The sequence below is a fragment of the Priestia sp. 179-F W1.4 NHS genome, from assembly GCF_045369295.1.
In the GTDB taxonomy this organism is placed as follows: Bacteria; Bacillota; Bacilli; order Bacillales; family Bacillaceae_H; genus Priestia; species Priestia zanthoxyli.
The window spans coordinates 85,967-111,870 of sequence record NZ_JBIQFF010000008.1; the positions used below are offsets into that span (position 1 = coordinate 85,967).

Consider the following 25,904-nt stretch of genomic DNA (forward strand, 5'->3'; position numbering starts at 1 on the left):
TCTTTTTTATTTAATTTTAAATTGACGAATCAAGTTCGCCAATTCTTCACTAATCTCTTGCAAATGTTCAGCCGATTGAGAAACAGTAGAAATAGCTCTAATTTGTTCTTCTGTAGAAGCCGTAATTTCTTCCGTTCCTGCTGCTGATTGCTGTGCAATAGCTGCTATACTTTGAATGGCCGCTACCACGTCTTCCTTATGCTCATCAATGCTGTCCATGCTGCTTGTTACATGTTCGACAGCCGCTGCCACCTGCTCAATGGTAGTAGCAATTTCACGAAAAGCTTGTTCTGTGTCTCCTACCACAAAGTCTTGAGATTTTGAAAGTTCTTCTGTCCGGTTGCATTCTTCACGAGCAGCCGCGACTTCCCCTTGAATCGCTGCAATCGTGTGGCGAACTTGTTCAGTAGCCTGAGAGGACTGTTCAGCAAGTTTTCGTACCTCTTCAGCTACTACCGCAAATCCTTTGCCATGTTCTCCTGCACGAGCTGCTTCAATACTAGCATTTAGTGCAAGTAAATTTGTCTGATCTGAAATGCTATTAATTGTAAAAATAATAGATTCAATTTCTTTCATCTTACTTGTTAACTCTTCCATTACCGTTTGAACACCGTGAATCGTCTGAGATGATTCGGTAGTTTGGTTGCGAAGCAGCTGCATTTGTTTTAAGCCTTTTTCATTGATGGTTACAGCTTCAATCGTCATTTTATTAATCTCGGCGTTTTGTTCAATGACTTCTTCAATTTGTGAAGATAAACTCATCGTTTTGTGATTAGTAGAGTCAGCGTCAGAAGCCTGCTGCGTGGCGCCGCTGGCAATCTCATGGATAGCCCGGCCAATTTCTTCACTGGATGCAGTTGCTTCTTCAGATACAGCACTCAAGTCTTCAACAGACGTTTTTACTGTCTCAACAGACGTCTGAACCGTGCCAATCAATGTTTTCATTTTAGCTACCATATCGTTAAATAAATGAGTAAGTTCACCAATTTCATCTTTTGACTTCGTCTGAACCTGAACTGTTAAATCGCCAGCTGTTACTTTGGCTACTTCGTTTTTCAAGCGGCGAATCGGATTCGTAATGATTCTTGAGAAAAAGATGGTTAACACCACTGATAATAAGATGCCAATTAACGCAATCCAGACAATCACATTCAGTAAATGATGAGCGCTTGAGAGCATTTCATTATAAATAAAGGCGTTTCCTATCTTCCAATTTGTTCCTTCGAGAGTATCATATGCCATCACTCTCTCTTCACCTTGAAAGGTATACTTCATGAAATCTTTATTCCGGTCTGCTTCGTACATTTTTTTCATAAATGGCTGATTCATTAAATTTTTTCCAGCTTCTGTTGGATGAACGAGCGCTGTGCCATTTTGATCAAATAAAAATGCATATCCACCGTGATTTACTTCTGCTTTACCTACAATGTTTTTTAATGCATCTAAGTCTAAATCAGTAGCTATAACGCCCAGCACATTTTTAGTATCTGGATCTAAAATAGCCTTTGCAATCGTCACAACCGTCTTTTTCGTTGCTGCATCTTCATATGGATCCGTGTAAATTACTTGATCAGGTAATGCCATTGCTTGTTTGTACCAAACTCTTGAAGTCGGGTCATAACCTGATCCGTACTCTTGCTTAGGAACAGAATACATTCCCTTATTTTTAGTGCCTATGTATTCAAGTGCCAGGTTTGGATATTTTTCTTTAAACTGCGTAAACTCTTTTTGAACCGTATTCCATGTAAAATACGGATTTTTCTCTTGGTTTGTTTGATTTCCTTCCTGCTTAACAAAATTAACGATTACATCATTTTCACTATACGTCAGCAAAGAACGACTATACATGTCTAAGTACGTATGAATCGTTTCTTTTAACTCTTTCACTTGACTTTGAGACTGAATCTCTACATCTTTTTCTATTTGTGTTTTGGTAAATTGATAAACAGCCCCTGAAACAACTAATAATAAAATAGCTATAAAAATACTAAAAAATACTACGAGCTTTGCACTTAACCTCTTCATTCCCTCACCCTTCTACAAAAATCTTTATATTACTAATAACGGCTTTTCATTTTCATTTTTAAAGAAGTTTTTGTGATTTATTTCAAATTTCTCCAAAAATAAAACCAGCCCATCCTTTCATAACGAAAGAACGTGCTGGTTTTATTTTTGCTTTTCGTATGCATCAGGTTCAATATGAACAAGCGTATCTTTAATCTGATGCTCATCGTTCATCATATGTTCAATTTGATCAGCAATTTCATGGCTTTTAATAACATTTAAATGGGGATCTACTTTAACAGTTACATCAATCACGACTTGATTACCAAGCTTGCGCGCTTTCACATCTTCTACTTCTTTTACACCTTCTACAAGCCCAATGCTTTCTTTGTAGTGCCCTAACTTTTCTTCATCAAATCCGTCCGTTAAGGAGTGAGCCGCTTCTTTAAAAATCTCGATGGCTGTTTTACAAATAATAATTCCCACAGCAAAAGCAGCTACCACGTCCAGCCAGGGCAGGCCGAATTGTGAGCCGAAAATTCCCACAACAGCCCCTATACTCACAAGTGCATCAGACAAATTATCTTTAGCAACCGCATATAAAGACTGGCTATCAAGTTTTTTAGCAAGCTTACTATTATACCGGTAGACACCACCCATAACAGCAGCCGCTCCAAGACCTATCCAAGCAGCCAGTAAATTAGGCGCTTCAGATTTGTCCATAAATAATGACTGACCCGCGTCGACCAATACTTCTAGTCCTATGACCATCATGATAAAAGAAGCAATAAGTGAAGAGATATGTTCCGCTCTGGAATGTCCATAGGGATGATCATTATCGCGAGGTTTTTTAGAGATTTTTAAGCCGACTAAGACGGCAATTGATGCAATAATATCTGTAACATTGTTAAGACCGTCGGCTTTTAAAGCAGAGGAAGCGGTGACACCCGCAATAATAAGTTTACATGCTGATAAAAAGATATATGATAAGATACTAACCCAAGCGCCTTTTTGGGCTTGCTCATAGTAGTTCTCCATCCCTTCCACTCCTTTATTCAAAATAAGCAAACTTAGTGTAACAAATGGATTTCGTGTGGGTCTATAGAAACATTATTGGCTGTTAACATACAAATAGAGAATGTTAAACTCTTTAGCTTTCTGCAAAACAAGTTGCCTTTACTCAACACTTTAAACGTTTAAGATCTTTCTAAATGTGGCACTTCATGTAGAAGAACCCTTTTTTAAATCGACCTGTAGAATTGTTTACTATTTTTTTAAGGGTGTGATTTTTATCACAGCCGAGGGTATTTATTCTTGTTACACTAACATTGTGAAAAACATCACAAAATAAAATTCAAAGGATGATACAAATGAAAACACAATTTACACCAAAGACACGAAAAGTTGCCGTTATCGGAACTGGTTTTGTTGGCTCAAGCTACGCTTTTTCAATGGTGAATCAAGGTATTGCCAATGAATTAGTGTTAATCGATATGAACAAAGAAAAAGCAGAAGGCGAAGCACGCGATATCAATCATGGAATGCCATTTGCCACACCGATGAAAATCTGGGCTGGAGATTATAAAGACTGCGCTGATGCTGATTTAGTAGTTATTACAGCGGGCGCTAATCAAGCTCCAGGGGAAACGCGCTTAGATCTAGTTGAAAAAAACGTTAAAATTTTTGAATGCATTGTAAAAGATATTATGAACAGCGGATTTGACGGCATCATTTTAGTGGCAACAAATCCAGTTGATATTCTCGCACACGTTACACAAAAAGTATCAGGATTACCAAACGAACGAGTAATTGGTTCAGGAACGATTCTTGACACAGCTCGCTTCCGCTACTTGTTAAGCGACTATTTCGAAGTAGATTCTCGCAACGTCCACGCTTATATTATGGGGGAACATGGAGATACGGAATTTCCTGTTTGGAGCCACGCGCAAATTGGCGGTGTGAAGCTCGAACATTTTATCAATACTGCTGCTATTGAAAAAGAGCCGGATATGCAGCATCTATTCGAACAAACACGCGATGCGGCTTACCATATTATTAATCGAAAAGGAGCGACTTATTACGGAATTGCAATGGGGCTTGTACGCATTACCAAGGCTATTTTAGATGATGAAAATTCTATTTTAACGGTATCTGCTTTATTAGAAGGACAATACGGTATTTCTGATGTGTATATCGGCGTGCCGGCTATCATTAATAAAAACGGCGTGCGCCAAATTATTGAATTGAATTTAACTCCTCACGAACAGCAGCAGCTCGAGCATTCTGCTAGCATTCTTAAGCAAACTCGCGACAGAGCTTTTGTGTAACATCAAAAGATTTTTGCGGGGGACTCCCCCGCTCCCTTGTTTTAAATATGTAGTAGAGGTGTATGAATATGACGTGGACTCAAGTATATAATCCGTTAAATAATATTTGGCTTTCTGCACTAATTGCACTCATCCCCATCATCTTTTTCTTTATTGCTTTAACTCTTTTGAAATTAAAAGGACACATTGCTGCTGGTATTACGGTACTTCTTTCTATGATTATTGCTATTTATTTTTATGATATGCCTGCCTCAATGGTCTTAGGAGCCACAGGCTATGGGTTTTTGTATGCACTTTGGCCCATCAGCTATATTATTATCGGCGCGGTGTTCTTATACAAGCTAACTGTCAAAAGCGGACAGTTTACTACCATTAGGCAATCTATTATTTCAATAACCGATGACCCCCGCTTGCAAATGCTGCTTGTTGCTTTTTCCTTTAATGCTTTTTTAGAAGGAGCAGCAGGATTTGGAGCTCCAATTGCCATTACAGCAGCGCTTCTAGTTGGACTTGGATTCAAACCGTTAAAAGCAGCGGCGCTATGCTTAATTGCTAATACAGCTTCAGGAGCTTTTGGCGCCATGGGGATTCCTGTCATTGTCGCAGGACAAGTATCTGGCATTGATCCAAAAGAAATTGCTCATTTTCTTGGCACGCAGCTTCCGATTATTTCTTTTCTTATCCCTTTTTTACTTGTCTTTATTATGGATGGGATAAAAGGATTAAAAGACGTATGGAAAGCAACGAGCATCACAGCCATTTCCTATGCACTGACGCAGTATTTAACTGTTACATACATCGGCCCTGAACTTCCAAATATCACATCTTCTATTGTGAGTTTGCTTGCTCTTGCTTTTTATATTAAAAGAACAAGCCCGGCAGCAGCTAAAAGCTTCAGCCTGTCACCAAAACAAATTTTAAAGGCTTGGTCTCCTTTTATTCTATTAACGATACTCGTTACGGCTTGGAGCATTTCTTTTGTCAAAACGGCGCTTGAACATCTGAACCTGCTTATTAACGTCCCATTTTTACACAATCACGTAATTAAAGCAGCGCCTTTAGTAAAAGATCCTACGCCTTACGCTGCTGTCTTAAAAATAGACTTATTTGCAGCAACAGGTACGGCAATTCTTATCGCTTGTATCCTTTCAGTTTTCTTGCTTAACGTATCGGCAAAAGTGGCATGGACCACTCTTTTGGAAACCGTAAAAGAACTATCAAGACCTATTATGACGATTATGATGGTCATTGCTTTTGCTTTTATTTCAAATTATTCAGGACAGTCCTCTACACTTGGATTGGCACTCGCTACATCAGCTGCTTATTTTCCATTTTTATCTCCATTTCTTGGCTGGATTGGCGTATTTCTAACGGGGTCTGTCGTATCGAATAATGCGCTGTTCGGCAACTTGCAGCTAACTACAGCTCAGCAAATTAATGTCTTGCCAATTATTCTCGTAGCGGCTAATACTGCCGGCGGCGTGATGGCTAAAATGCTTTCTCCTCAATCAATTGCTGTCGCTGCTGGAGCAGTAGGTTTAGCCGGAAAAGAGGGTGAACTGTTTAAATACACGCTCAAATACAGCATGGGATTTTTGATACTAGGAGGATTTGTTACCTTTTTATTGGCTTGGTGGTTATGATAAAAAACTGCTAAAAATCCTGTTATTACCTTGTTTCTTTCATTTAAACAAACGTTTGATTATATAAAAAAGTCCCCAGTTAGCGCCGGGGATTTTTTTATTCTGAAATAAGTAAACCTATATTGCCAAATTGTTTTCCTTTATCTAATCGTTCGCAAGCTGCAGCTGCCTCTGACAGCGGATAGAATCTATCGACGATTGGTTTAATTTGATGTTTCTCTATAAAATCCATCATGTCCACAAATTCTTCCTGACTTCCCATAGATGTGCCAAGTATATTGAATTGAGGATAAAAAATAGTTCTTAGAGGCAATTCAACTTCATTTCCAGAACTCGCACCAAAATTAACAATTCTTCCATTTGGCTTTAGTATTTCAAAATACGTCGGAAATAAAGCTGCCCCCACACTATCAAGTATGATATCTACTTTTCTATCGTTGATTTCTTCTTTTAGGTTACTTCCACTGTCTAATGCATAATCAGCTCCATACTTTAGGGCTTGCTTTCTTTTTTCATCACTTCTAGAAGTAACCGTTACGTCAGCTCCGATAGCTTTTGCGAATAACAAGCCATAAGTCGCGACTCCGCTCCCTATACCAGGAATAAGTAGATGTTCTCCTTTTTTTAACTGCCCTTTTGTAAAGAGAGCTCTATACGCAGTTAAAGCTGATAATGAAAGAACTCCCGCTTGTTTCCAAGATAGATAAGGCGGCTTTTGCACAACATTATCCGCTTTTATGATTACATACTCTGCAAACGTTCCATTCGATGGACCACCTAAAATTTTAGGCGTAAACGGAATGTCCTCTATACGATCCCACTCCAGACTTGGATTAATGATCACTTCTATTCCAATTTTTAAACCTTTTACGCCTTCTCCCACTTCTTCTATAATACCTGCACCGTCTGAACCGGGAATAAACGGCTTATCTCCTTTGCCTCGATTATTCATAACAAATAAATCTCTCCGGTTTAAACCTGCTGTTTTTAACCTTACTTTTACTTCTCCTCTTTCAGGGGGCATCTCCTGAAGATTTCTGTAATTCATGCCTGCTATACCGCTTTTCTCACTATGTATAATGGCTTTCATGATTTCGCCTCCTCTTAATCTACTCTACTAAAAAGCTCAAAACCGCAAAAGAAATATGTCCAAAAAAAGGAAAAAACTTTTAAAATCGCTTTTTCACCGTTTTATCTTTATTTTTCTGTATCCTAAAAGTATTCAGCTTCTTTTATTACAGTTTTGTTACAAAAAAGATTATTTGTAACAAAATGAATATAAAATAGAAAAATCGGTTTAAAAATCCTGATAAATCAACATTTATCCGCAATTTATTTACTATATCTACTTCAGAAACTAGTAAAAATCTAAAAAAATTTAAGAAAAAAAGAGAAAACACTTTCTTTTATTACAGATTTATTGTAATATAAATGTAACAAAAGAAATATAAAACACATAATTGTTACATAAATAAGGTTAATTAATTAGGAGTGAGTTAGAAATGAAAAAAATTGGACTAGTTTTATCATCAATCGCTATTTTCTTTACACTAAGCACTGGAGTTACAGCACAAACAACATCTTCAACACTAACGGATGCAAATGCTGTCAAAATTGCAGCTAGTGCCAGCAATCATTTCTGGAGTGCTCTGCACGGTTATAAAAACAAACCATGTACAGAACGTACATTTGAATATAAAGGAACTGAGTACGTGTACCTTTGCCCTGAATTTGATACAAAAGCTGAGCTATCAAGCTACTTATCTGAGACATTTACAAATAGTGCAGTAGAAAAAGGATTAACAAATTACGGCTATATCACATATAACGGCAAACTTGCACATCCAATCGGCGACGGATTCAGCATGTTAGAGTGGTCAAAAGCAAAAACAAAGCTTGTGTATCAAACAGCAACAGTTCGCTCTTATGAATTCACAGTTCCAACTGTAGATGGCGGCAGTGTAAAACGAACTGTCACATTCTATAAATCTAATTCTCAGTGGAAAGTAAATAAATTTGACGCTGTTCAATAATAAAAAAAGCAGGCCTGCTTGAGCAGACCTGCTTTTTTCTTTTTGATCGATAACATAAATAAAACTTCTACTTACAGCGCTCTAATAGCTGTAAATAGAAGTTGAGATCACAAGTTTAAGTAAATCAAATTTTGTCGAATCCTGTAGAAACAGTGATAAGTTACGTTTTATATTACAGGCTAAACCGCTTGTTGTCAACATGATTTAACAAAAAGATAAATCGACATATACTAAACATATCAAAGACTTTTTGATATCGCAGTTGGCAGACATTATTCTATACATATATCAATGCAAGCAAGAAAGAAGCGCTCTTCATTTCCCATTAAAAATAAAAACATTAGCTTGGATTTTGTTCATGTTCCTTTGGGTTATCATGTAAAGGGTGCGCCCCTGGGAATAACCTTTGAGCTTTTTCATGAAGGTTTTTGTTTTCATAATTAAATGCGCTATACGTTCGCTGCCCTTCTTCCCATGAAGTAGATTTCCCCAGTTTTTGATTAACCGGAGAGCCGAAGGGACCGTCTGGAAATTCTTCAGCGGTTATATACTCGTGGCTTTTTTCTACTGTAGAGAAATCACGATACGAGGGCTGTTTGTCTTCTTTCAATGATTTCACCCCTTCTTTCTAGAAGATTTTCTACTAGTATGCACACTTCTTTGTAAAAAACCCTCTTAAATTAGTCTAAATCAGGGTATGATAACTATACATTTACTTTTTAAAGGAGTTGAACAGCTTGGAACCTAGACCTCAGAAAGGAACTTTTTTCCGAGAAAAAATCTTAAATAATAAATTTGTTGTATATACAATTATTATTTTTATTCTCAGCATGACTATTTTTTCGTTATCAAAAATCGGATTTATTTTAATTCCTATCTCTATTTTTATTAAAACAATCGCACTGCCGATTATCTTAGCAGGAATTTGCTTTTATTTATTTAATCCGCTTGTTGACTTTTTAGAACGAAAAGGTGTAAAACGAATTATTTCCATTCTTGTTTTATACATAGTGATTATCGGCGCATTAGCCATTATTATTTCATCGGTTATCCCGCCTCTAAAGAATCAAGTTGACCGTCTTATTGATAATATCCCAGAGCTGACGCATGACGTTCAGCATGCGGTGACGAATCTTTCGAATAACCGATATGTCGAACAGGGTCTTCAGTCGGCTAACACGGACCTAGATAAGATTTCAAAAGATGCATCAAAACACTTGAGCAAATATGTTTCTGGATTTTCAAGCGGTATTGTGAACTTTGTCGGTACCATTACAGAAATTATATTATCGGTTGCCGTTTTACCCTTTATTCTTTTCTACTTATTAAAAGATGGGAAAAACTTACCTAATTACATTGTAAAACTGCTTCCAAACCGCTCTCGTTCTGAAGCTAAATTCATTTTAGCCGACATGAACCACGCATTAAGCGCATATATTCGCGGGCAAATTTTTGTTGCGATTTGTATAGGTGTACTGCTTTTCATTGGCTATCTGATTATTGGGTTAGATTATGCATTACTTCTAGCGATTATCGCCATGGTAACCAATGTTGTCCCTTACCTTGGTCCTATTATCGCCATTATTCCAGCCATTATTATTGCGTTTATTACGTCTCCTTTCATGCTTGTAAAACTGGCCATTGTCTGGGCAGTTGTTCAATTGCTTGAAGGCAAAGTAATCTCTCCGCAAATTATGGGAAGAAGCCTGGATATTCACCCGATTACGGTCATTTTTGTCATTCTAACCGCCGGAAACTTATTCGGAATCATCGGTATTATTTTAGCCGTTCCTGGATATGCCGTTTTAAAAGTTATTATTACGCATATTTACCAATTCATCCGTTTGAACTCTACTATGTATCCAGATAAAAAAGCATAATAAAAAGCCCATCGATTTTCGATGGGCTTAACTTTTTACTTTTGTTCTTCTTCATCTTCACGATCAAACCAAAGGAGCTCTTGATCATCTTCATCTCCATTATAGTTGATGAGAATTTCTTCTCCTGCTTGGATATCCGTATATGCATAAAAATCAAAGGTATGATTGTCAAAATTAATTTCATACGTAGCATTGGGTGTATACGAGTGATTAAACAGCATACCGTATCCCAAAAGAATAGCCGTATGATTCACTCCATATTCAAAAGCATAATCCGCTAGTGTTGTTTTCTCAATAAAATCATGCTCTTTATTAGGATAAGCGATAACAGGAGCTTCGTGAATAAGCGTTCCTTTTTTAATATCTTGCTTAGCAAATACACCTCTGTTAAATTCTCCGTCGCTTATCGTAGACATTTTTATTTCGATCATATTCGTCACCTATATATTCTTTCCTCTAAGATTTTCTTCTTCCCTAAGCTTGACAGTTTATAATGGGGAAATCAACTGTTTTTCATAACCACTTGAATATAAGCTGAAGGAACGCTTATCATACGCACTTGTGTAAGCACTTACCTTGTTAGAAACACGCAATTTGATTTTATTTTAGACATAGAAAAGCAATGACCTGGCGCATAGCGCTTTTTTGAGCCATTCAACATGTGAAGAATCGTTTTTCTCTGTGATATAATCGTTTATGCTGCTTTTTTATGTTAATCTATGACTTTTATTACTGATTTTATCTTATGTTAGAAAGAAGGTTTCACATGAACTTAAATCACGACAGAGATGGTGTGATATATGCGGTCCTTTCTTATCTTATGTGGGGGCTCACGCCAATTTATTGGAAGCTGGTTCACCACGTAGCACCAGGTGAGATTTTAGCTCAGCGCGTTTTTTGGTCTTTTATTTTTATGCTTATTCTTTTATTAATGACAAAGAAATGGCGTACATACATTACGTTTATAAAAGAAATAGTGAAAAAACCATCCTTATTCTGGTCCCTTTTTACTGCGTCTGTACTTATTAGTGCAAATTGGGGCATTTTTATGTGGGCTGTCATTAATGGAAAAATAGTAGAAGCGAGCCTTGGACAATATATTAATCCCCTAACAAGTGTTTTATTAGGTGTTATTTTCTTAAAAGAGAGATTAAGCGGGGCTCAAATTTTTGCATTTATACTAGCAGGAATCGGCGTCTTAACGCTTAGTCTTCATTATGGTGTGGTTCCTTGGATTTCGCTTAGCTTAGCTGTTACCTTCGGATTATATGGTTTGGCAAAGAAAAAGATTAAAGCTGATTCAACGATTGGATTAACTCTTGAAACGATGGTCATCTCCCCTATTGCATTAGCATACATAGGCTACCTTACGTTTCAATCACACTTGCAGTTTTTTGATTCTTTTTCAACAAGTCTTTTATTAATGGGCAGTGGAGTAGTTACAGCTTTACCACTCCTATTATTCACAAAAAGTGCTAAAAAAGTATCATTATCAATGCTTGGTATTCTTCAATATATTTCACCAACCTTGTCTTTACTAGCAGGAGTCATTCTATACCATGAATCGCTAACAAAAGCTCATGTTATTGCTTTTAGTTTTATTTGGTTAGCTCTTATTGTTTATACGTTCTCATCTATTACTAAATGGGGGAACAGAAAACAAATAAGAAATAAAGTGGAGGCTTAACAGAATCATACACTCTCTTACGTATTATTTTTAAACAAAATAGGCTAGGAGGAGCATTATTTATGAAACGCATTATTGACTCGCATATTCATCTAGATCAATATGAACAGAAAAGCTGGAAAGACATAGTTGAGCAGGATCCTTCGTTACAAGCACTTATTTCTGTATCTTCTACATTACACTCTTGCCAACTTAATCAAAAAATCAGCAAGTTATATTCCTGCGTGAAACCTGCCTACGGATTTCACCCTGAACAAATGCTGCCTTCTTCAAATGAATTAGCGGAGCTGTTTGCTTGGATTGATCAAAACAATGAAGAAATGATCGCTGTTGGGGAGGTTGGTCTACCTTATTACTTAAGTCAGACCTATACTCTTTCTCTAGAGCCCTATTTGGAGCTGCTTGAAGCTTTTATTATTCATTCAAAAAAATGGGGGAAACCGTTAATTCTTCACGCTGTATATGAAGATGCTGAGATCGTGTGCGACTTACTAGAAAAACATTCTGTGCCTAAAGCTCACTTCCACTGGTTCAAAGGAGCTAAAAAAACCGTTGAACGAATGAAAAACAACGGCTACTATATTTCCCTTACACCTGATATTGTATATAAACCTAAAATCCAAGCGCTTGCCACAGATTACCCTCTTGACTACTTGATGGTCGAAACAGATGGTCCGTGGCCATTTGAAGGACCTTTTCAAAACCAGACAACGGTTCCATCAATGATCCATCAGTCCGTTCAGAAAATAGCACGTCTCAAAAGGGTTTCTGTAACGGAGACATATGATTTTTTATATCGAAATACAGCTCGTTTTTATAATCTCTCCACATAAAAAGCCTTTCCCTAAGGAAAGGCTTTTTATATCTAAATTCGTTTCACAAGTTTTACGATCAGCACAATTACTGCAATGACAAGAAGAATGTGAATGATACCGCCGCCAATATGAAAAACTAATCCTAATAACCAAAAAATAAATAAAAGTCCAATAATCGTCCACAACATAATGTTTTCTCCTTTTTTATATGTAGTATTTGTTATAATTTTATATTTCCCTAAATGTGCATAAATAAACGCATTTCATATACATCTTTTCACTAAAGAAGGTTCACATAATGTACAAAAAGCAATCATGTTCTCTGTGGTAAAATAAGTATGTAATCTTATTTAATTTAAGCGGAGATGATTAACTATGACATGGATTGTATTACTTTCCATCATTCTTGTAAGTGCACTCAAAATATTAATAACGTGTCTTCCAACTCCAGTGGTCAAATGGCTTATGACTAAATTTCAGTTACACCCAACACTTGATGATCAAAACGCTACTGTCACAGTTGATGGGAAACATTTAGAAGGCAAAGACAAAATGCAAGTGATTGATTATTTTAATAAAGCAACATTTTTAAAACAATATTATGTCCATGAAGGAAATAAGGACTATTATAAACACCTAGAAGACAGTGAAACTCCACTTGTTATCGATACGAAAAAAGGGAAAAACGATGTTCGACTATGCGTATACAGCTATCATGATCATGTCGACGTCGTGAAACAATACAAAAAGAAGATTATCGCCTACAGCCTGCTGTCTGATCACCTTCAAAAGCAGTCCATAACAGCTGACCTAGCTTAAACCAGTCGCCTACAAGGCGGCTTTTTTAGTTTTTAGGTTTAGGTTGAAGTTACCTTATTTAAAAATACCAAACTTTAACATTAATTCTAATGGTATAATATAAATTAATAGAATTTTCTAATTTTTTAAGCGGTGATGGATGATGCTTTCTTTGTTAGGGTTTGGAATGATTGCTACTTTTCTTTCTTTTCAAGTGGGCCTTTGGGACAACTATTGTCATGACAATTACAGCCATTTTAACGAATGCTGTTTCTCTTTAGACTTCTACTATAAAAAAAGGAAGCCGACTACCATAAGGCAATCGGCTCACACATGTAGGATATTGATTTAACACTAACAAAGTACAACACAACACTAGTAATTATATAATATATTTCATTATTTTGAAAGCGATTTCATATATATTTTTAAAAATACTTTGTTACTTGTTTTTTACAGAAAAGAACCACGTTTCAGCCAATTGGAAACGTGGTTTTTTTCTGTAAGGACTTGCCCTACAGGCTATAAATGTAAGTTACGTTCATTATAGCATGAGCCCATATGCAGATTCCATGGTAATTACTGTATGATCTCGTTACGTTACGACTCGTTGTATTTTTCTGTCCATGTGCAGCGTATTCCATGGTTCATCCTGTTCAGCTAGCCTTTTGATAAAGCCTTGTGAAGCCCAAAAAGGAATAGCGCCAGGTAAAAAAGGATGAGTATGCAGATACAGCGTGTCATAAAAATGACTTTGGGCAAATTGTTCAACTGCTTTTAACAGCTGCTGTCCAATGCCTAGACGCCGGTACGCTGGATCGACATAGCATTTTACAACCTCAGCTGCAGTTCTATGTTCATATCGCTCTTTTAATGCATGAAACCGTCCATCGTAAGCGTATAAACCAATGGTTCCAATTACTTGTTGATTTTCCGTAACAGCTGCAAAAAAAGCAGCGTCTTTCGCTTGAACGTAATGTTCATTAAAATGAAGCAAATCCACAGGAAGCTGATTTTTTTCCAGCATAGGAAATAGCTCATTCCGCATATTCATGACAAACTGAATCACTTCAGCATCCTTTTCTTTTACTTGTTTAATTTGATACATTTGTACTTCTTGCACGTTTACTGTCACATCCTTTTAACGATCATTGTATACTTTTTCTTTTCTCTGCTTATGCTGCAATGTTAACTACGGCGTTACGTCTAAATGCTGAGTCAGCATATAATACTCGCTTGGATTTGTTGTCCAGTTTTTCACTTTTTGATTATAAGCAACAACAGTGTTTGGATGTACAATCGATGACGTCAGCATTTTTCTATTAATCAAAGCGGTTGCTTGTTTGGCTAACTGATCTCGTTTTGCGTCATCTACTGTTGAATTTAACTGTTCTATCATTTTTGTTAGCGTATCATCATTAATCCGGCTGGCATTTAAACCACCGCCGGGCAAATAGTTCGTACTTAAATAATAGCTGGCATCTCCTCTAGGTGCTGTGATAAGGCTGTACAATGCTAAATCCCAATCATCTTTTGCCATTACATATTCATCGCTATCTTCAACTAGGTGAATCTTAATAGTAATTCCTAACTCTTTGGCATTAGACTGTATAAGCTGAGCAATTAAAGGCAGTTCTGGCAAAGAACTGTATGTGACAAGAGAGAGCGATAGTGGCTTTCCATTTTTGATTGCTTTGTCATTTTTGATTTGATAGCCTGCTTTCTCTAAATATTTTTTAGCAGATGTCATACCTCTTTGCTCATTAGCAGTACTATCAGCAAAAGGAAATTGGGGTAAAAATGGACCTCGAGCCGCTGCCGCTTGATTGTTCATGATGCTGCTAACAATTTCTTTTCGGTTCAATAAGGTATCGATAGCTTTTCTTACATTTTCGTCTTTTAATGCGTCATTGGTTTGATTATAAAGTAATAAATGTGTACGCACACTGGGTACTCCACTTACTTTAAAAGACGGATCTGTTTGTAAAGTGCCCAAGCTTTCTAAAGGCGGGCGATAAATAATATCGGCTGTTCCAGATTGAAGAGCAGCAACTCGCGCATTAGCATCTTCGTTAAATCCAAAGATCGCACTTTTCAATTTCACTTTTCCACCCCAATAATTTTCATATCTTTCTAATTTTACTTGATTTCCTTGATCAAAAGACAAGACGCGAAATGGACCCGTACCAATGGGCTTCTTAGCTATATTAGAAGCATCAACATCTATAATAGCTGTATTTGGATGCACTAATTCAGAAGGAAATTTAGGCATTGGTTCTTTTAATGTAATTGTCAGCGCATGACTGTTCGCTTTCATTTCTTTAATATTCAAAGCGTTTTTCATCGCATAACTTTGATCTATCGTTCTTTGAAGAGAAGACTTAACGGCATTTGCATCCAGCGCTTTTCCATTTTGAAACGTGATGTTCTTTCTTATCATAAATGTCCATGTAAGGCCGTTATCTTTCGTTTCCCACTTTTCAGCAAGCCAAGGCTTTATTTTTAAATCTTCGTTGATTTTAACAAGCGTCTCCCCTACTCCCCCACGAACTGCTGTATAATTATCGTCCGTATGAGGATCAAGCGTTGCAGATGTAAAATTAAATAAAAACGTCACACTTTTATCCGTTTTCTTTCTTTCTTTTATACTTACGCTCTCTTCATTAGGAGCGCAAGCAGTGAGGCAAAGTAACACGAGAAATATCATAGATACAAGTTTTTTATTATTTATCATTCATTTTTCCACCTTCTATTTTAATACACAAAAAAAGCACTTCTAAAAAGAAGTGCTTGCCTTCACAACAAATTCAGATAAACGTATCCCTTGTTTATCGTATTTTTGATTCTGCCAAAACACCTCCCTATCCTCGTAGGTTATTGTGTGCTGCGATTTATGGCAGGTCTCCTGGCTTCAAGTCATTGCCTTATGCCGCCTTCCCGTCTCTAAATAGACAGTGGCTTTTTGACATAAGGCTCCTTGTTACAGTGGCGGGACCGCTCCGGATTTTCACCGGATTCCCTTTTAAGGCAATTGAAAAACAATTGCCACCATAAAAGCTGGTTATTTAATTTAGTAGCGTGCTCTTGAAACTCTAGAAGTGGAAGCTGATGGTGAAATATCTTCATCATCAAATCCAGTGGCAATAACGGTTACCATCATTTCGTCCTTTAAATCTTCATTAATCACAGATCCAAAAATCATATTTAAGTCCTGATCAGAAGCGGACGTGACAATATCTGCTGCTTCCTGTACTTCGTAAAGACTCAAGCTGCTACCGCTCGTAATGTTCAGCAGCACGCCTCTTGCTCCATCAATCGATGCATCTAGCAGCGGACTAGAAATCGCTTTTTTCGCTGCTTCAATTGCTCGATCTGATCCCGAAGCTCGTCCGATACCCATAAGCGCAAATCCTTGATTAGACATAATTGTTTTTACATCAGCAAAGTCAAGGTTAATCAGCCCCGGAACAGCGATTAAATCTGAAATACCTTGAATACCTTGGCGAAGAACATTATCTGCTTCACGGAATGCTTCAAGCATAGGTGTCTTTTTATCAACGATTTCAAGCAAGCGGTCGTTTGGAATGACAATAAGGGTATCTACCGATTCATTCATCGCAGTAATACCGCCTACTGCTTGCTTGGTACGTTTATTTCCTTCAAACTTGAAAGGGCGAGTAACTACTCCAATTGTTAAAGCATTTAGTTCACGGGCAATTTGAGCAATAACCGGAGCTGCTCCAGTACCAGTGCCTCCCCCCATGCCAGCTGTTACGAATACCATATCTGCGCCTTGCAGTACTTCTTGAATTTGCTCTCTGCTTTCTTCTGCAGCTTCTCTTCCTACTTCTGGATTAGCTCCTGCACCTAATCCTCGCGTTAATGCCGCACCAATCTGCATTTTCACATCTGCTTTAGATAAATTAAGCGCCTGAGCATCCGTATTAACGGCGATAAATTCTACCCCTTGTACACCATGTTCAATCATACGGTTAACGGTGTTATTTCCTCCACCGCCGACTCCAATTACTTTAATTCGCACTAATGGCGATACATCTGCATCAAATCCAAACATTCTAAGTTCCTCCTCAATGATCAAAATTACTTTCTCTTATTATCCGAAAAAACACGTGAAGAACCTTTTACTCCTATATTTAACGCGTAACTGTTCTTTTGTTTTACAGATTTTATACATTTCTCTTTTAACCTTTTAATCTTTACATCTTTATGTAAAATTATTGTTGTTCTGAAGTTAGTACGCCGAACTCTTTTTTGGTTTTCTCACTCAAAACGGCATATAAGCTTATTGTATCATTCATTTGACAGATGTCTGTATTTAATTTTGAGTAAGATGTGACTAAGAGAATAATATTTTTATAGACAAAATGAGAAAAAGCCCTTAGAAATAAGGGCTTCTCTAGATAATAAACCATTTTATAATTTCCCAGTTAAGAATTGAGCTTCTCCCATACCAAAGCTCCAGTCAGCATTACCGTTTTCAACAATTGAAATCATAATGTCGCTTGGTTGAATTCCGCAGCTTTCTCCCAGCTCTTTTACAATTAATTTGTAAAGAGCTTGTTTTTGCTCTTCTGTTCGCTGTTTGCTCGTCACACTTATAATAACCAAATCCTTGCTTCTCTCAAAGCCAAGACCTGTATCTTCAATAATCATTTCATGAGCAGGATGCTGATGTACAATTTGATAACGATCGCGTTCTGGGACGCCAAAGGCTTCTAGCATCGCTCGATGAGCAGCGTCTAGTAATGCTTTTAACTCTTTTTCGTCTCTTCCTTCTATTACATCAAATCTAAGTAATGGCATACTAAGTAACCTCCAGCTTTTTGTCTAATGTATTATTGCTTTATCATATCACAACTATCATTTGTAAAAAAAAGATATGCTATTCACAATGTGCTCTCTAGTGAAAGAGACCTCAAACTCTTCAATAAAAGCTGAACCTAATAAAAAGAAATGAGCAGCATAACGGCTCATTTCATTAGTACAAAAATATTTATAATAAGAGCTAAAATACATGCAGATACAATGGCAATGAGTACGTTCATCACAAGGTTTTGCGAGGATGTTTTAGCTTGTTTTTTCATATCAGCCCGACTCATCTGTTGCTTTTCATGATCACTTTTAGACATCACGTAGCCTCTCCTATTCATCAAAATGTCAGCAGTGTATAAATGATTTTTGAGAAACCTTGATCCAGTTCTTTTGTATAAACAGCAGCACATGCAGGTTATCATCAGTTATTTTAGCATGTTTTGTCAAATAAGTGGACTATGTAGCGCTTCAATTTAGTATTCACAGCCAAATATATTTAAATTCGTTGCTTTTCTCTTCTTTTCTCGCTATTGTTTGAGAAGAAGGATAATTAGATACGATAAAGGATGATACGATATTGAATAACCATACGCAGCTGCCTCAGTATATCTACACATACGCATGCAGCGAAGAGGAACTCTCACTATGTCAATTAGAGAGACGCTCTCTTTTTGAAATTGAAACTGAGAAACCTATCATAAAAAGCGCCGTTAAACTTGATCCAAGCAGAAGCCCTTTTATCAAAGAGCGATTAGATATTATGTATGAATCAGATGACCTTGCAGATATTTGCAAACAAGTAGAAGATATTGACCTTGGAGATCAAACATTTAAACTCATTTTTATGAAAATTAATGACTTAGAAAAAGATCAAAAAATAAGCTATAAAGGTCAGCGTGCGATTGAACGTGATGTGGGTTGGCATTTTGTAGCAGAAGCAGACTTGCATAACCCTGACCATTTGTTTGGAATTGTTCCATTTGAAGGACGCTGGTATTTTGGAAAATATCAAAAAAGCGAAGCTGTATGGCTGCATCATTTGAAGAAACCGCGTGAATACTCTACGGCACTCAGTACCCGCCTTGCAAGAGCTGTAGCTAACATTGCCGTTCCAAAGCCTGAAGGAATCAAAGCGATTGATCCATGCTGTGGTATTGGTACAGTCCTCGTAGAAGCTCTTTCAATGGGCATTGATATTGTAGGACGCGATATCAACCCACTTGTGACCGACGGATCTCGTGAAAATATTGCGCATTTCGACTTAAAGGGTGATGTCAAAACCGGACCGATTTCGGATGTTGCCACTCACTATGACGTAGCGATCATCGACATGCCTTACAATCTCTACACCCACGCGACGCCTGAAGATCAGCTTTCTATTTTAAAACACGCTCGCCGCTTTGCGGATAAAGTAGTCGTGATTACAGTAGACACGATTGACCATATGATTCATGAAGCCGGCTTTTCTATTTCAGATCGCTGCGTAGCGCGCAAAAGCGTATTTTCTAGACAAGTAGTTGTATGCGAATAAAAAAAGACACCAGTCTAACAGGCTGGTGTCTTTTGATTTACCACTCTTTAGGTTCATAGTCTAATTCTTTGAATAGCTGCGTACGCTCTTTTTTCGTTAAATCTCTCCATTGCCCAACAGGCAAGTTGTTTAAGTGAATATTCATAATACGCGTACGCTGAAGTCGGTATACTTCATATCCGAGCACTTCACACATACGGCGAATTTGACGATTTAAGCCCTGTGTTAAAATAATTTGAAACTCGTACTTAGACAGCTGTGTCACTTTACAAGGAAGCGTTTTTGTACCTAAAATTTTCACTCCCTCAGACATGTTTTTGATAAACTCGGGTGTAATCGGCTTATCTACTGCAACAATATATTCTTTTTCATGCTTGTTTTCTGCACGTAAAATTTCGTTAATAATATCGCCGTCATTTGTAAGTAAAATTAAGCCGTCTGAATCCTTATCTAGTCGTCCGACATGATGAATACGCAAAGGGTGATTGACTAAGTCAATGATGTTTCCCTTTACTTTTTTCTCACTCGTACTTGTAATGCCGACTGGTTTATTAAGTGCAATATATACATTATTTCGAGCAATCCGAAGCTGTTGGCCACTTACTCGAATATCATCGCCAGGCTTAACTTGATCTCCGATTTTTGCAACCTTTCCATTAACGGTTACTCTTCCTTCACTAATTAACTTATCTGCCCCGCGTCTTGACGCTTTGCCAGATTCGCTAATGAATTTATTCAGTCTCAGGTGAATCACAACCTTACATTTAAAAATTTTAAAATTTGTCTCTTCTATTAGAAACCGATATGTGTCAATTTCTATACCGTCCCTATCGTAACATGCTATACGCTTCTCGTCTTCTTTTAATTTCATTACTTGACTATATTTTTTAACAGCAATAGAAGTATAGATCCAAAATACTTTGTAATCTTATTCTTAACATTTCAAGCAATGCTTACACCTGTCAAACTAACGTCAATCTCCACTTCTATGCAAGACCTAAACGTCTAGATTGACTGATCAGTATAGAGTTGCTACCATCAGGTTTTCTTATGCTTCCAGGAGGAGTAACGCTGGCTCTAACAGCTATGGTCGGAGGAAGTTTGTTTGATAAAATTGGATTTAAGCCGCTGCTTTTAACAAGTTTAATTCTTTTAACGTTTATTTTAAGTTTGTTCACTACCATTTCAAGCGAAACAACTACGATGACCGCAGCTATTTTATACGCCGCCTTTACAATTGGCGTAGGTTTAAGCATAGGGCCCGTGATGACGCTTGCTTTAAATCAAGTACCTAAACCTCTTCACGCTCACGGTTCAGCCATTTCAAATACGATTAACCAAGTTGCAGGCGCGATTGGACCAGCTTTGTATACAAGTATTATGACTATGGCTTCTCAGCACTTTATTCAACAATCAAATGAAGCGAATAAAACGCTGTTACAAATAAAAAGTATGACAAGCGGGGTCCATACCGTCTATTATGTAGCCATCGCTTTCGCTATCGTTTCGTTCCTGCTCGCTCTTACGTTAAAGAAAAAAGACCAGCAGCTGGAGACGCAATAAATAAGAAACTAACAAGAGCTGCTCAAGTCATGAGCAGCTCTTGTTACATGCCGAATTTATATTACAAATGTAAAAGCAATCATAGATACTATGAAAGCAAGAATAATAATACCTCTCTTTTTTTCTGTTTTCCATGCTTCAATAGCGCCCGCGATACCACCAATGACTAAAATAAAAGTACCTATAATGTGCAGAGGCAGCAGCGATAATACTCTACCTAAACTCGCCATCACTCCTCCAATCAATATAAAGCCTGTTGTTATAATCGATTTTAATGATGTTAAGTCTCGTATAGCTTCTTGTTTTTCAGTCTTACTCAGTTTAAAGTACTCTATTATACTAAAAGCAGCGGGTGTTCCCCATAAAATAAAGAAGCTAACTAATCTATCCGTGTCTACATTCACTGTTTATTCACCACCGCTATTAGTTTCTTATACACTTTTCCTAACCCATTTTTTAGAGATAAAACAAGCGGCTGTAGCTGCTACAGCGGGAATCATAAAAGCAAAGCTACCAGAATAACTGCCAAACGTTACTTTACTTGATAATCCTTCGATTGAGCTCCACATAGTCGAACTTTCTGGAACATATAAGAGCGTAAGAATCATTCCTGATAGCAGTTGAAAGCTACCCAAGAAAACGATGAAACTAATGATAAATATTCCATATCTGTTCAATAAAATCTCCCCCTTGATTTATATACGATTTCACGCTTCATAAGTTCCATTATTTAACAAATCCATGTATTATTCTCGCTTCAAAGATCCTCCAAAAGAAAATTGATGGTAGTCATCGATCTTATTCCAATATCCTATGCACTTTACGTCAGGCTCATCAATAGCTAACGCTTCTTTATTAATTCCTTTATAAGGAAGAAATGCATTCAACTTTACCTTTTGTTTTGGCTTAATATTTAACTTATTGCCTTCTGCTAACACCTTAAATTTATTTTCAGAATAACCGTTTTTCATTTTTAAAGGATAGGATAAAAAGACATTGTTTTGTTTGATGGTCAAATCGCTCTTGTTTACGAATTCCAATTCATACGAAATCCCTTGCTTCATCTTTTGTTCTTTGATGACGTTAATATGGATCTTTTCTAGTTCTCTTAAAGGAACGTTGTCTTCTTCTTTTGAACACCCGGCAAATAAGATAGCTAACACTAATAAAACAAGAATTCCTAACTTTCTATTCAAAAAATAATCCCCTCTCTCGTAACAAAGATTATTTTACAATTATAACTCAAAAAAGTTATTTAATGGTAAAAATATACAATTAAAAAAGCAAACCTTGTCGGTCTGCTTTTTTAATTGCTACGCATAGGTAATGTGTTGTTGTACGAAAAACTTTTCGATAAGGAGTTTGCCAACTATATGTATATCGTAACAAAAGAAAAAAGAACGCGCTGTGAGATTTGTCACTTCTTCTTTCAAAATAATCTAATTGAATACTCGCTATTGCGTTACGCAAAAAGAGCAGAACGCAATAGCGACCTGCTCTTTTTACATGCTAGATATGGGTAATTTGTCCATGCGTGAAAAGCTCTTCAATAATAAGGGGTTTATCACTACACTTATAGAATAACAAAGAAAAAAAGATGCGGCTGTGAGATTTATCACAGCCGCATCTTTTTATCCAACTAGCTTATTAAATTGTACACGTTTATTAATTGCCGCCATAATTGGTGCTCCAACAAGCATAACCACAAACTCACCAACAGCTGTTGTTAACCATGTAAAGAAAAATGGTAAATCAAATGCTAGGTGCAGTTCAAACGCAATAATAAACATCGTAAACGTAAACACAAGTGTATTAATAAGCATACGAGCCCACATATTTTTAATGTAGCGCATAGAAAAAATGGTAATGAGTAATGATAGTACAGATTGTCCTACCCCAAACACCAGATCATAAGCGACCATTGGTGAAAAAAACAAATTCGTCAGAAATACCCCTAGTACAATGCCGTACACGTACTTTTTATTAAATACAATCAAATGATTGAACATTTCTGATATACGAAATTGGATATTGGTGAAGCCAAACGGCTGAATTAACATGCTAACAGCAATATACATAGCTGCTAAAAGACCGTTGACGCAAAGTGTTCTTATATTCATCTTACTATTCTCTCCTTAGTTTTTTAACGTGGGATGGTTACGAACCACGTAAACACTCAAAGAATCATACAGCAAGCTTAAGCTTTCGTCAATCTAGCTGTTTGCAAACTACTGCTGCTTTCATGTCTTCCATATTGACTGCTCTTTTTTCTTACTTTTCTTTAGTATAAAATAGAAGACGTATCCGTATACATAGGTGACATAAAGTAGTTAACCCTTTTGATTTGAAATACGAAAGGATTTGTAGCGATGTTAGATAATACAGATAAGCGCATACTAGAAGAGCTATCAAAAAATGGACGTATGAAGATGAAAGAATTAGGAGAAAAAGTGCATTTAACCGGACAAGCCGCTTCTGCTAGAGTATTAAAGTTAGAAGATGAAGGCATTATCAAAGGCTATACAATTAACATTAATGAACGAAAACTTGGCTACACCGTCCATGCATTTTTAAATATCTATACGCAGAGCATTCATCACCACCCCTACCTTACATTTGTAGAAAGTCAGAAGAAGTACGTCATCAACAACTTTAAAATTAGCGGCGATGGCTGCTACTTACTAGAATGCAAATTTCATTCAAATGAAGAACTAAATGATTTTTTGACAGAGCTAAATCAGCATGTGAATTACAAACTTTCAATCGTCATTAACAAATAAATTTTTTTAAAAAATAAAGGTATATTAATTTATGAAAATGGTAATCCTAATAACGTATTCCCCCTATTCCAATAAATTTGAAAATCCTTTGCGCCGTCGCAAAGGATTCTTTTTTTATGTAGGAAACCGCCTTCTATTTTTTGAAAAGTTGAACATCTCTCATAGCGTTGACATAGCGGTCAGAGGTTTATATAATCGGTGACATCGAAGCATAGAAAAGCAGACTCAAGACATTATACACGTATCGTAATTCTTCGTCTTAGAAGTTGATCAGTTTTATAACTAGACAATTTCTAAGACGTTTTTTATTTTATCATTTGTGAAACACTAGTAAAAACAAGATTCCACGTGAAAATATCCTAATGATCAGGGAGGTTTGCATATTGAAAACAATCTATAAAGACATCATTTTAATTATTGCCGGAGCGCTTTTAGTTGCTGCATCCATTGATTTTTTCGTCATTCCAAATAAATTAGGTGACGGAAGTACGGTTGGTATTGCTCTTGTTTTATATTATTTATTTCATATCCCTACAAGTATCAGCACATTTCTTGTGAACCTTGTATTCATTGCCTTAGCTTATAAATTTCTAACTAAAAAAACCATTCTCTATACGATTCTAGGAGCTGTCATGACGTCCGTTTTCTTAGGTCTGGTCAGCTATATTCCTTTTCACGTTCACGACATGATTTTAGGAATTGTATTCGGGGCTTTACTAATGGGAACAGGACTGGCACTCATTTTTATCGCGGATGGATCTACCGGCGGCACAACTCTTTTAGCTTATTTATTAAACTACACAAAAGGCTACAATATCTCGAAAAGCATGTTCTACATGGACAGCGTCATTATTTTAGCATCGGTTTTTGCTATTGGCGTCAACAATACCCTCTATACTTTTATATTCGTCTATCTTTGTGCTAAAATCGTCGATGTTGTTATCGAAGGTTTCCACAACAAAAAAGCAATGACGATTATGTCTGATCAGTACAAAGACATTGCGCAAGTTATCACCAGTGAATTTGGAAATGCAGCTACCATCTTTTACGGATATGGCTACTACGCCAACAAAGATAAACGCATTATCTACGTTGTTATTAAAAAGAACGAGTTATTAAAAATTAAAAAGAAAATCCAGCAAATTGACCCGAATTCTTTTATTGTCATCCACGAAGTAAAAGAAGTTGTCGGCGGAAAATTTGGATTTATCGGCAATTCGCCTCATGAAACAAAAGCCGCTGCTAAATAAAAAAATCCACCTCTTGGTGGATTTTTTTATGAAAAAACCGTTAAGAAAAACGAAAAGATCCCTGCTAAAAAGTAAACTGACCCTAACGCAATTGCTCCTGTAACGACCGTAAATACACTTAATCCGATAGCCACCTTCATTTTCATCCACATCCCTTTTTAGATTAGTAGTATAAGTATGTCCAAGAATAGAAGATTTATAACTATGCCACCCTATTTATTTCATATATCGATGCAACAATTGTCTATTCAATGTGTTCTAAAACCACCCCTGGCGGCATAATGTATAGGAAGGATTTCATATACACATCTTTGTATCACACATATCATATGAAATTAGGTGAGATAAAATGGTGGCTGTCCACTTTTTTGAAAACAGAAAGCTTCTATTAAGCCAGCTGAGGGAAAACATTCCTTCTACGGGTGATGATTTAAAGATTAAGGGACGAAAAGGAACCGTCGTGCTTGTGAATGACATCGATGAAAAAAATGTTCACGTGGAAGTTGCTTTAGAAAAAGTAGTGAAAAAGAACTTAGCGTTAGATAATGCTAAAAAGAAAAGGAGATAAGCGGCTACGCTTATCTCCTTTTTTTGATTGACATACGATCTCTTGCTTCTGTTTAGAAAAAAAAGAGACTCCTAAAAAAGGAATCTGCCAAAAAGAGCGATATCATCGCCTGAATATTAATACAAGCTATACTTTAACATATAAAAACATATTTTACAAAAATAAACTATTATTTTACGCATAATTATTTTT

General features: G+C 36.7%; 28 protein-coding genes and 2 riboswitches. Of the genes, 12 read left to right on the forward strand and 16 right to left on the reverse strand.

Annotated elements, in window-relative coordinates; translation table 11 throughout:
* Positions 1-6: 6 nt before the first annotated feature.
* Together ACH0CI_RS24145 and ACH0CI_RS24150 are read right to left on the reverse strand one after the other, a co-directional pair.
* Entirely contained in the window at positions 7-2,025 is a 2,019-nt protein-coding gene (locus ACH0CI_RS24145; RefSeq protein ID WP_033580672.1) for a methyl-accepting chemotaxis protein, read from the reverse strand.
* 141 nt (positions 2,026-2,166) lie between these two features.
* The gene (locus tag ACH0CI_RS24150) at positions 2,167-3,042 is read right to left on the reverse strand and encodes a cation diffusion facilitator family transporter (RefSeq protein WP_406902377.1); all 876 of its coding nucleotides are present in this window, start codon (positions 3,040-3,042) and stop codon (positions 2,167-2,169) included.
* Between the two features lie 332 nt (positions 3,043-3,374).
* On the opposite strand from ACH0CI_RS24150, the gene ACH0CI_RS24155 reads away from it, so the two are divergent.
* Together ACH0CI_RS24155 and ACH0CI_RS24160 are read left to right on the forward strand one after the other, a co-directional pair.
* Positions 3,375-4,331 carry an L-lactate dehydrogenase gene (locus ACH0CI_RS24155; RefSeq protein ID WP_013081626.1) on the forward strand — a complete coding sequence of 319 codons (957 nt, stop codon included), beginning with the start codon at positions 3,375-3,377 and terminating at the stop codon, positions 4,329-4,331.
* Positions 4,332-4,393: 62 nt separating this feature from the next.
* The gene (locus tag ACH0CI_RS24160) at positions 4,394-5,974 is read left to right on the forward strand and encodes a lactate permease LctP family transporter (RefSeq protein ID WP_033580673.1); all 1,581 of its coding nucleotides are present in this window, start codon (positions 4,394-4,396) and stop codon (positions 5,972-5,974) included.
* A gap of 97 nt (positions 5,975-6,071) precedes the next feature.
* Here the strand turns inward: ACH0CI_RS24160 and ACH0CI_RS24165 are convergent, their stop codons facing one another.
* Complete coding sequence (locus ACH0CI_RS24165; protein WP_406902378.1) at positions 6,072-7,064, reverse strand: zinc-binding dehydrogenase; 993 nt, start codon at positions 7,062-7,064, stop codon at positions 6,072-6,074.
* A 412-nt stretch (positions 7,065-7,476) separates the two neighbouring features.
* Between ACH0CI_RS24165 and ACH0CI_RS24170 the strand changes: the two genes are divergently transcribed.
* Positions 7,477-8,007 carry an IseA DL-endopeptidase inhibitor family protein gene (locus tag ACH0CI_RS24170; protein WP_033580675.1) on the forward strand — a complete coding sequence of 177 codons (531 nt, stop codon included), beginning with the start codon at positions 7,477-7,479 and terminating at the stop codon, positions 8,005-8,007.
* Between the two features lie 340 nt (positions 8,008-8,347).
* Here ACH0CI_RS24170 and ACH0CI_RS24175 read toward each other — a convergent pair whose 3' ends face one another.
* Entirely contained in the window at positions 8,348-8,617 is a 270-nt protein-coding gene (locus ACH0CI_RS24175) for a hypothetical protein (protein WP_335708496.1), read from the reverse strand.
* 127 nt (positions 8,618-8,744) lie between these two features.
* On the opposite strand from ACH0CI_RS24175, the gene ACH0CI_RS24180 reads away from it, so the two are divergent.
* The gene (locus tag ACH0CI_RS24180) at positions 8,745-9,887 is read left to right on the forward strand and encodes an AI-2E family transporter (RefSeq protein ID WP_013081622.1); all 1,143 of its coding nucleotides are present in this window, start codon (positions 8,745-8,747) and stop codon (positions 9,885-9,887) included.
* 35 nt (positions 9,888-9,922) lie between these two features.
* On the opposite strand, the gene ACH0CI_RS24185 is transcribed toward ACH0CI_RS24180, so the two are convergent.
* Positions 9,923-10,318: an SET domain-containing protein gene (locus tag ACH0CI_RS24185; RefSeq protein WP_028414329.1), complete on the reverse strand. Its 396-nt coding sequence runs from the start codon at positions 10,316-10,318 to the stop codon at positions 9,923-9,925.
* A 335-nt stretch (positions 10,319-10,653) separates the two neighbouring features.
* On the opposite strand from ACH0CI_RS24185, the gene rarD reads away from it, so the two are divergent.
* Complete coding sequence (gene rarD / locus ACH0CI_RS24190; protein WP_033580677.1) at positions 10,654-11,574, forward strand: EamA family transporter RarD; 921 nt, start codon at positions 10,654-10,656, stop codon at positions 11,572-11,574.
* Between the two features lie 62 nt (positions 11,575-11,636).
* The gene (locus ACH0CI_RS24195; protein WP_335708377.1) at positions 11,637-12,407 is read left to right on the forward strand and encodes a TatD family hydrolase; all 771 of its coding nucleotides are present in this window, start codon (positions 11,637-11,639) and stop codon (positions 12,405-12,407) included.
* Positions 12,408-12,439: 32 nt separating this feature from the next.
* Here ACH0CI_RS24195 and ACH0CI_RS24200 read toward each other — a convergent pair whose 3' ends face one another.
* A complete protein-coding gene (locus tag ACH0CI_RS24200) occupies positions 12,440-12,577 on the reverse strand; it encodes a lmo0937 family membrane protein (RefSeq protein WP_013055244.1) in 138 nt (45 codons plus the stop codon).
* A gap of 187 nt (positions 12,578-12,764) precedes the next feature.
* Between ACH0CI_RS24200 and ACH0CI_RS24205 the strand changes: the two genes are divergently transcribed.
* Positions 12,765-13,208 carry a YfmQ family protein gene (locus ACH0CI_RS24205; RefSeq protein WP_028414332.1) on the forward strand — a complete coding sequence of 148 codons (444 nt, stop codon included), beginning with the start codon at positions 12,765-12,767 and terminating at the stop codon, positions 13,206-13,208.
* A gap of 574 nt (positions 13,209-13,782) precedes the next feature.
* On the opposite strand, the gene ACH0CI_RS24210 is transcribed toward ACH0CI_RS24205, so the two are convergent.
* From ACH0CI_RS24210 to ACH0CI_RS24230, 5 genes are all read right to left on the reverse strand, one after another.
* A complete protein-coding gene (locus tag ACH0CI_RS24210; protein ID WP_335707672.1) occupies positions 13,783-14,310 on the reverse strand; it encodes a GNAT family N-acetyltransferase in 528 nt (175 codons plus the stop codon).
* 69 nt (positions 14,311-14,379) lie between these two features.
* On the reverse strand, positions 14,380-15,921 hold the full coding sequence (nikA, locus tag ACH0CI_RS24215) for a nickel ABC transporter substrate-binding protein (protein WP_335707673.1): 1,542 nt from the start codon (positions 15,919-15,921) through the stop codon (positions 14,380-14,382).
* Positions 15,922-16,064: 143 nt separating this feature from the next.
* A riboswitch (cobalamin riboswitch) is annotated at positions 16,065-16,255 on the reverse strand.
* 2 nt (positions 16,256-16,257) lie between these two features.
* Complete coding sequence (gene ftsZ, locus ACH0CI_RS24220) at positions 16,258-17,262, reverse strand: cell division protein FtsZ (RefSeq protein WP_014461739.1); 1,005 nt, start codon at positions 17,260-17,262, stop codon at positions 16,258-16,260.
* Positions 17,263-17,621: 359 nt separating this feature from the next.
* Positions 17,622-18,011: a tautomerase family protein gene (locus tag ACH0CI_RS24225; RefSeq protein WP_335707674.1), complete on the reverse strand. Its 390-nt coding sequence runs from the start codon at positions 18,009-18,011 to the stop codon at positions 17,622-17,624.
* 167 nt (positions 18,012-18,178) lie between these two features.
* Entirely contained in the window at positions 18,179-18,337 is a 159-nt protein-coding gene (locus tag ACH0CI_RS24230; protein ID WP_165635927.1) for a hypothetical protein, read from the reverse strand.
* Between the two features lie 260 nt (positions 18,338-18,597).
* Between ACH0CI_RS24230 and ACH0CI_RS24235 the strand changes: the two genes are divergently transcribed.
* Positions 18,598-19,551 (forward strand): TRM11 family SAM-dependent methyltransferase, encoded by a 954-nt coding sequence (locus ACH0CI_RS24235; RefSeq protein ID WP_406902379.1) that lies wholly within the window; start codon positions 18,598-18,600, stop codon positions 19,549-19,551.
* Between the two features lie 37 nt (positions 19,552-19,588).
* Here the strand turns inward: ACH0CI_RS24235 and rluF are convergent, their stop codons facing one another.
* Positions 19,589-20,305: a 23S rRNA pseudouridine(2604) synthase RluF gene (gene rluF, locus ACH0CI_RS24240; RefSeq protein WP_014461744.1), complete on the reverse strand. Its 717-nt coding sequence runs from the start codon at positions 20,303-20,305 to the stop codon at positions 19,589-19,591.
* Positions 20,306-20,580: 275 nt separating this feature from the next.
* On the opposite strand from rluF, the gene ACH0CI_RS24245 reads away from it, so the two are divergent.
* Positions 20,581-21,114 carry an MFS transporter gene (locus ACH0CI_RS24245; protein ID WP_335707676.1) on the forward strand — a complete coding sequence of 178 codons (534 nt, stop codon included), beginning with the start codon at positions 20,581-20,583 and terminating at the stop codon, positions 21,112-21,114.
* 56 nt (positions 21,115-21,170) lie between these two features.
* Here the strand turns inward: ACH0CI_RS24245 and ACH0CI_RS24250 are convergent, their stop codons facing one another.
* From ACH0CI_RS24250 to ACH0CI_RS24265, 4 genes are all read right to left on the reverse strand, one after another.
* Positions 21,171-21,518, reverse strand: a complete 348-nt coding sequence (locus ACH0CI_RS24250; protein WP_028414339.1) for a hypothetical protein — start codon at positions 21,516-21,518, stop codon at positions 21,171-21,173.
* Between the two features lie 27 nt (positions 21,519-21,545).
* Positions 21,546-21,791: a hypothetical protein gene (locus ACH0CI_RS24255; protein WP_335707677.1), complete on the reverse strand. Its 246-nt coding sequence runs from the start codon at positions 21,789-21,791 to the stop codon at positions 21,546-21,548.
* A gap of 69 nt (positions 21,792-21,860) precedes the next feature.
* Positions 21,861-22,310 (reverse strand): hypothetical protein, encoded by a 450-nt coding sequence (locus ACH0CI_RS24260; RefSeq protein WP_047751699.1) that lies wholly within the window; start codon positions 22,308-22,310, stop codon positions 21,861-21,863.
* Positions 22,311-22,745: 435 nt separating this feature from the next.
* Positions 22,746-23,234: a QueT transporter family protein gene (locus tag ACH0CI_RS24265; RefSeq protein WP_028414342.1), complete on the reverse strand. Its 489-nt coding sequence runs from the start codon at positions 23,232-23,234 to the stop codon at positions 22,746-22,748.
* A 9-nt stretch (positions 23,235-23,243) separates the two neighbouring features.
* A riboswitch (PreQ1 riboswitch) is annotated at positions 23,244-23,288 on the reverse strand.
* A 195-nt stretch (positions 23,289-23,483) separates the two neighbouring features.
* Between ACH0CI_RS24265 and ACH0CI_RS24270 the strand changes: the two genes are divergently transcribed.
* The 3 genes from ACH0CI_RS24270 (at position 23,484) to ACH0CI_RS24280 (ending at position 25,712) form a co-directional block, all read left to right on the forward strand.
* Positions 23,484-23,894 carry an Lrp/AsnC family transcriptional regulator gene (locus tag ACH0CI_RS24270; RefSeq protein ID WP_406902380.1) on the forward strand — a complete coding sequence of 137 codons (411 nt, stop codon included), beginning with the start codon at positions 23,484-23,486 and terminating at the stop codon, positions 23,892-23,894.
* A gap of 383 nt (positions 23,895-24,277) precedes the next feature.
* Complete coding sequence (locus ACH0CI_RS24275; RefSeq protein WP_028414344.1) at positions 24,278-25,144, forward strand: YitT family protein; 867 nt, start codon at positions 24,278-24,280, stop codon at positions 25,142-25,144.
* Positions 25,145-25,493: 349 nt separating this feature from the next.
* Positions 25,494-25,712 carry a hypothetical protein gene (locus ACH0CI_RS24280; protein ID WP_013055227.1) on the forward strand — a complete coding sequence of 73 codons (219 nt, stop codon included), beginning with the start codon at positions 25,494-25,496 and terminating at the stop codon, positions 25,710-25,712.
* The last annotated feature ends 192 nt before the right edge of the window (positions 25,713-25,904 follow it).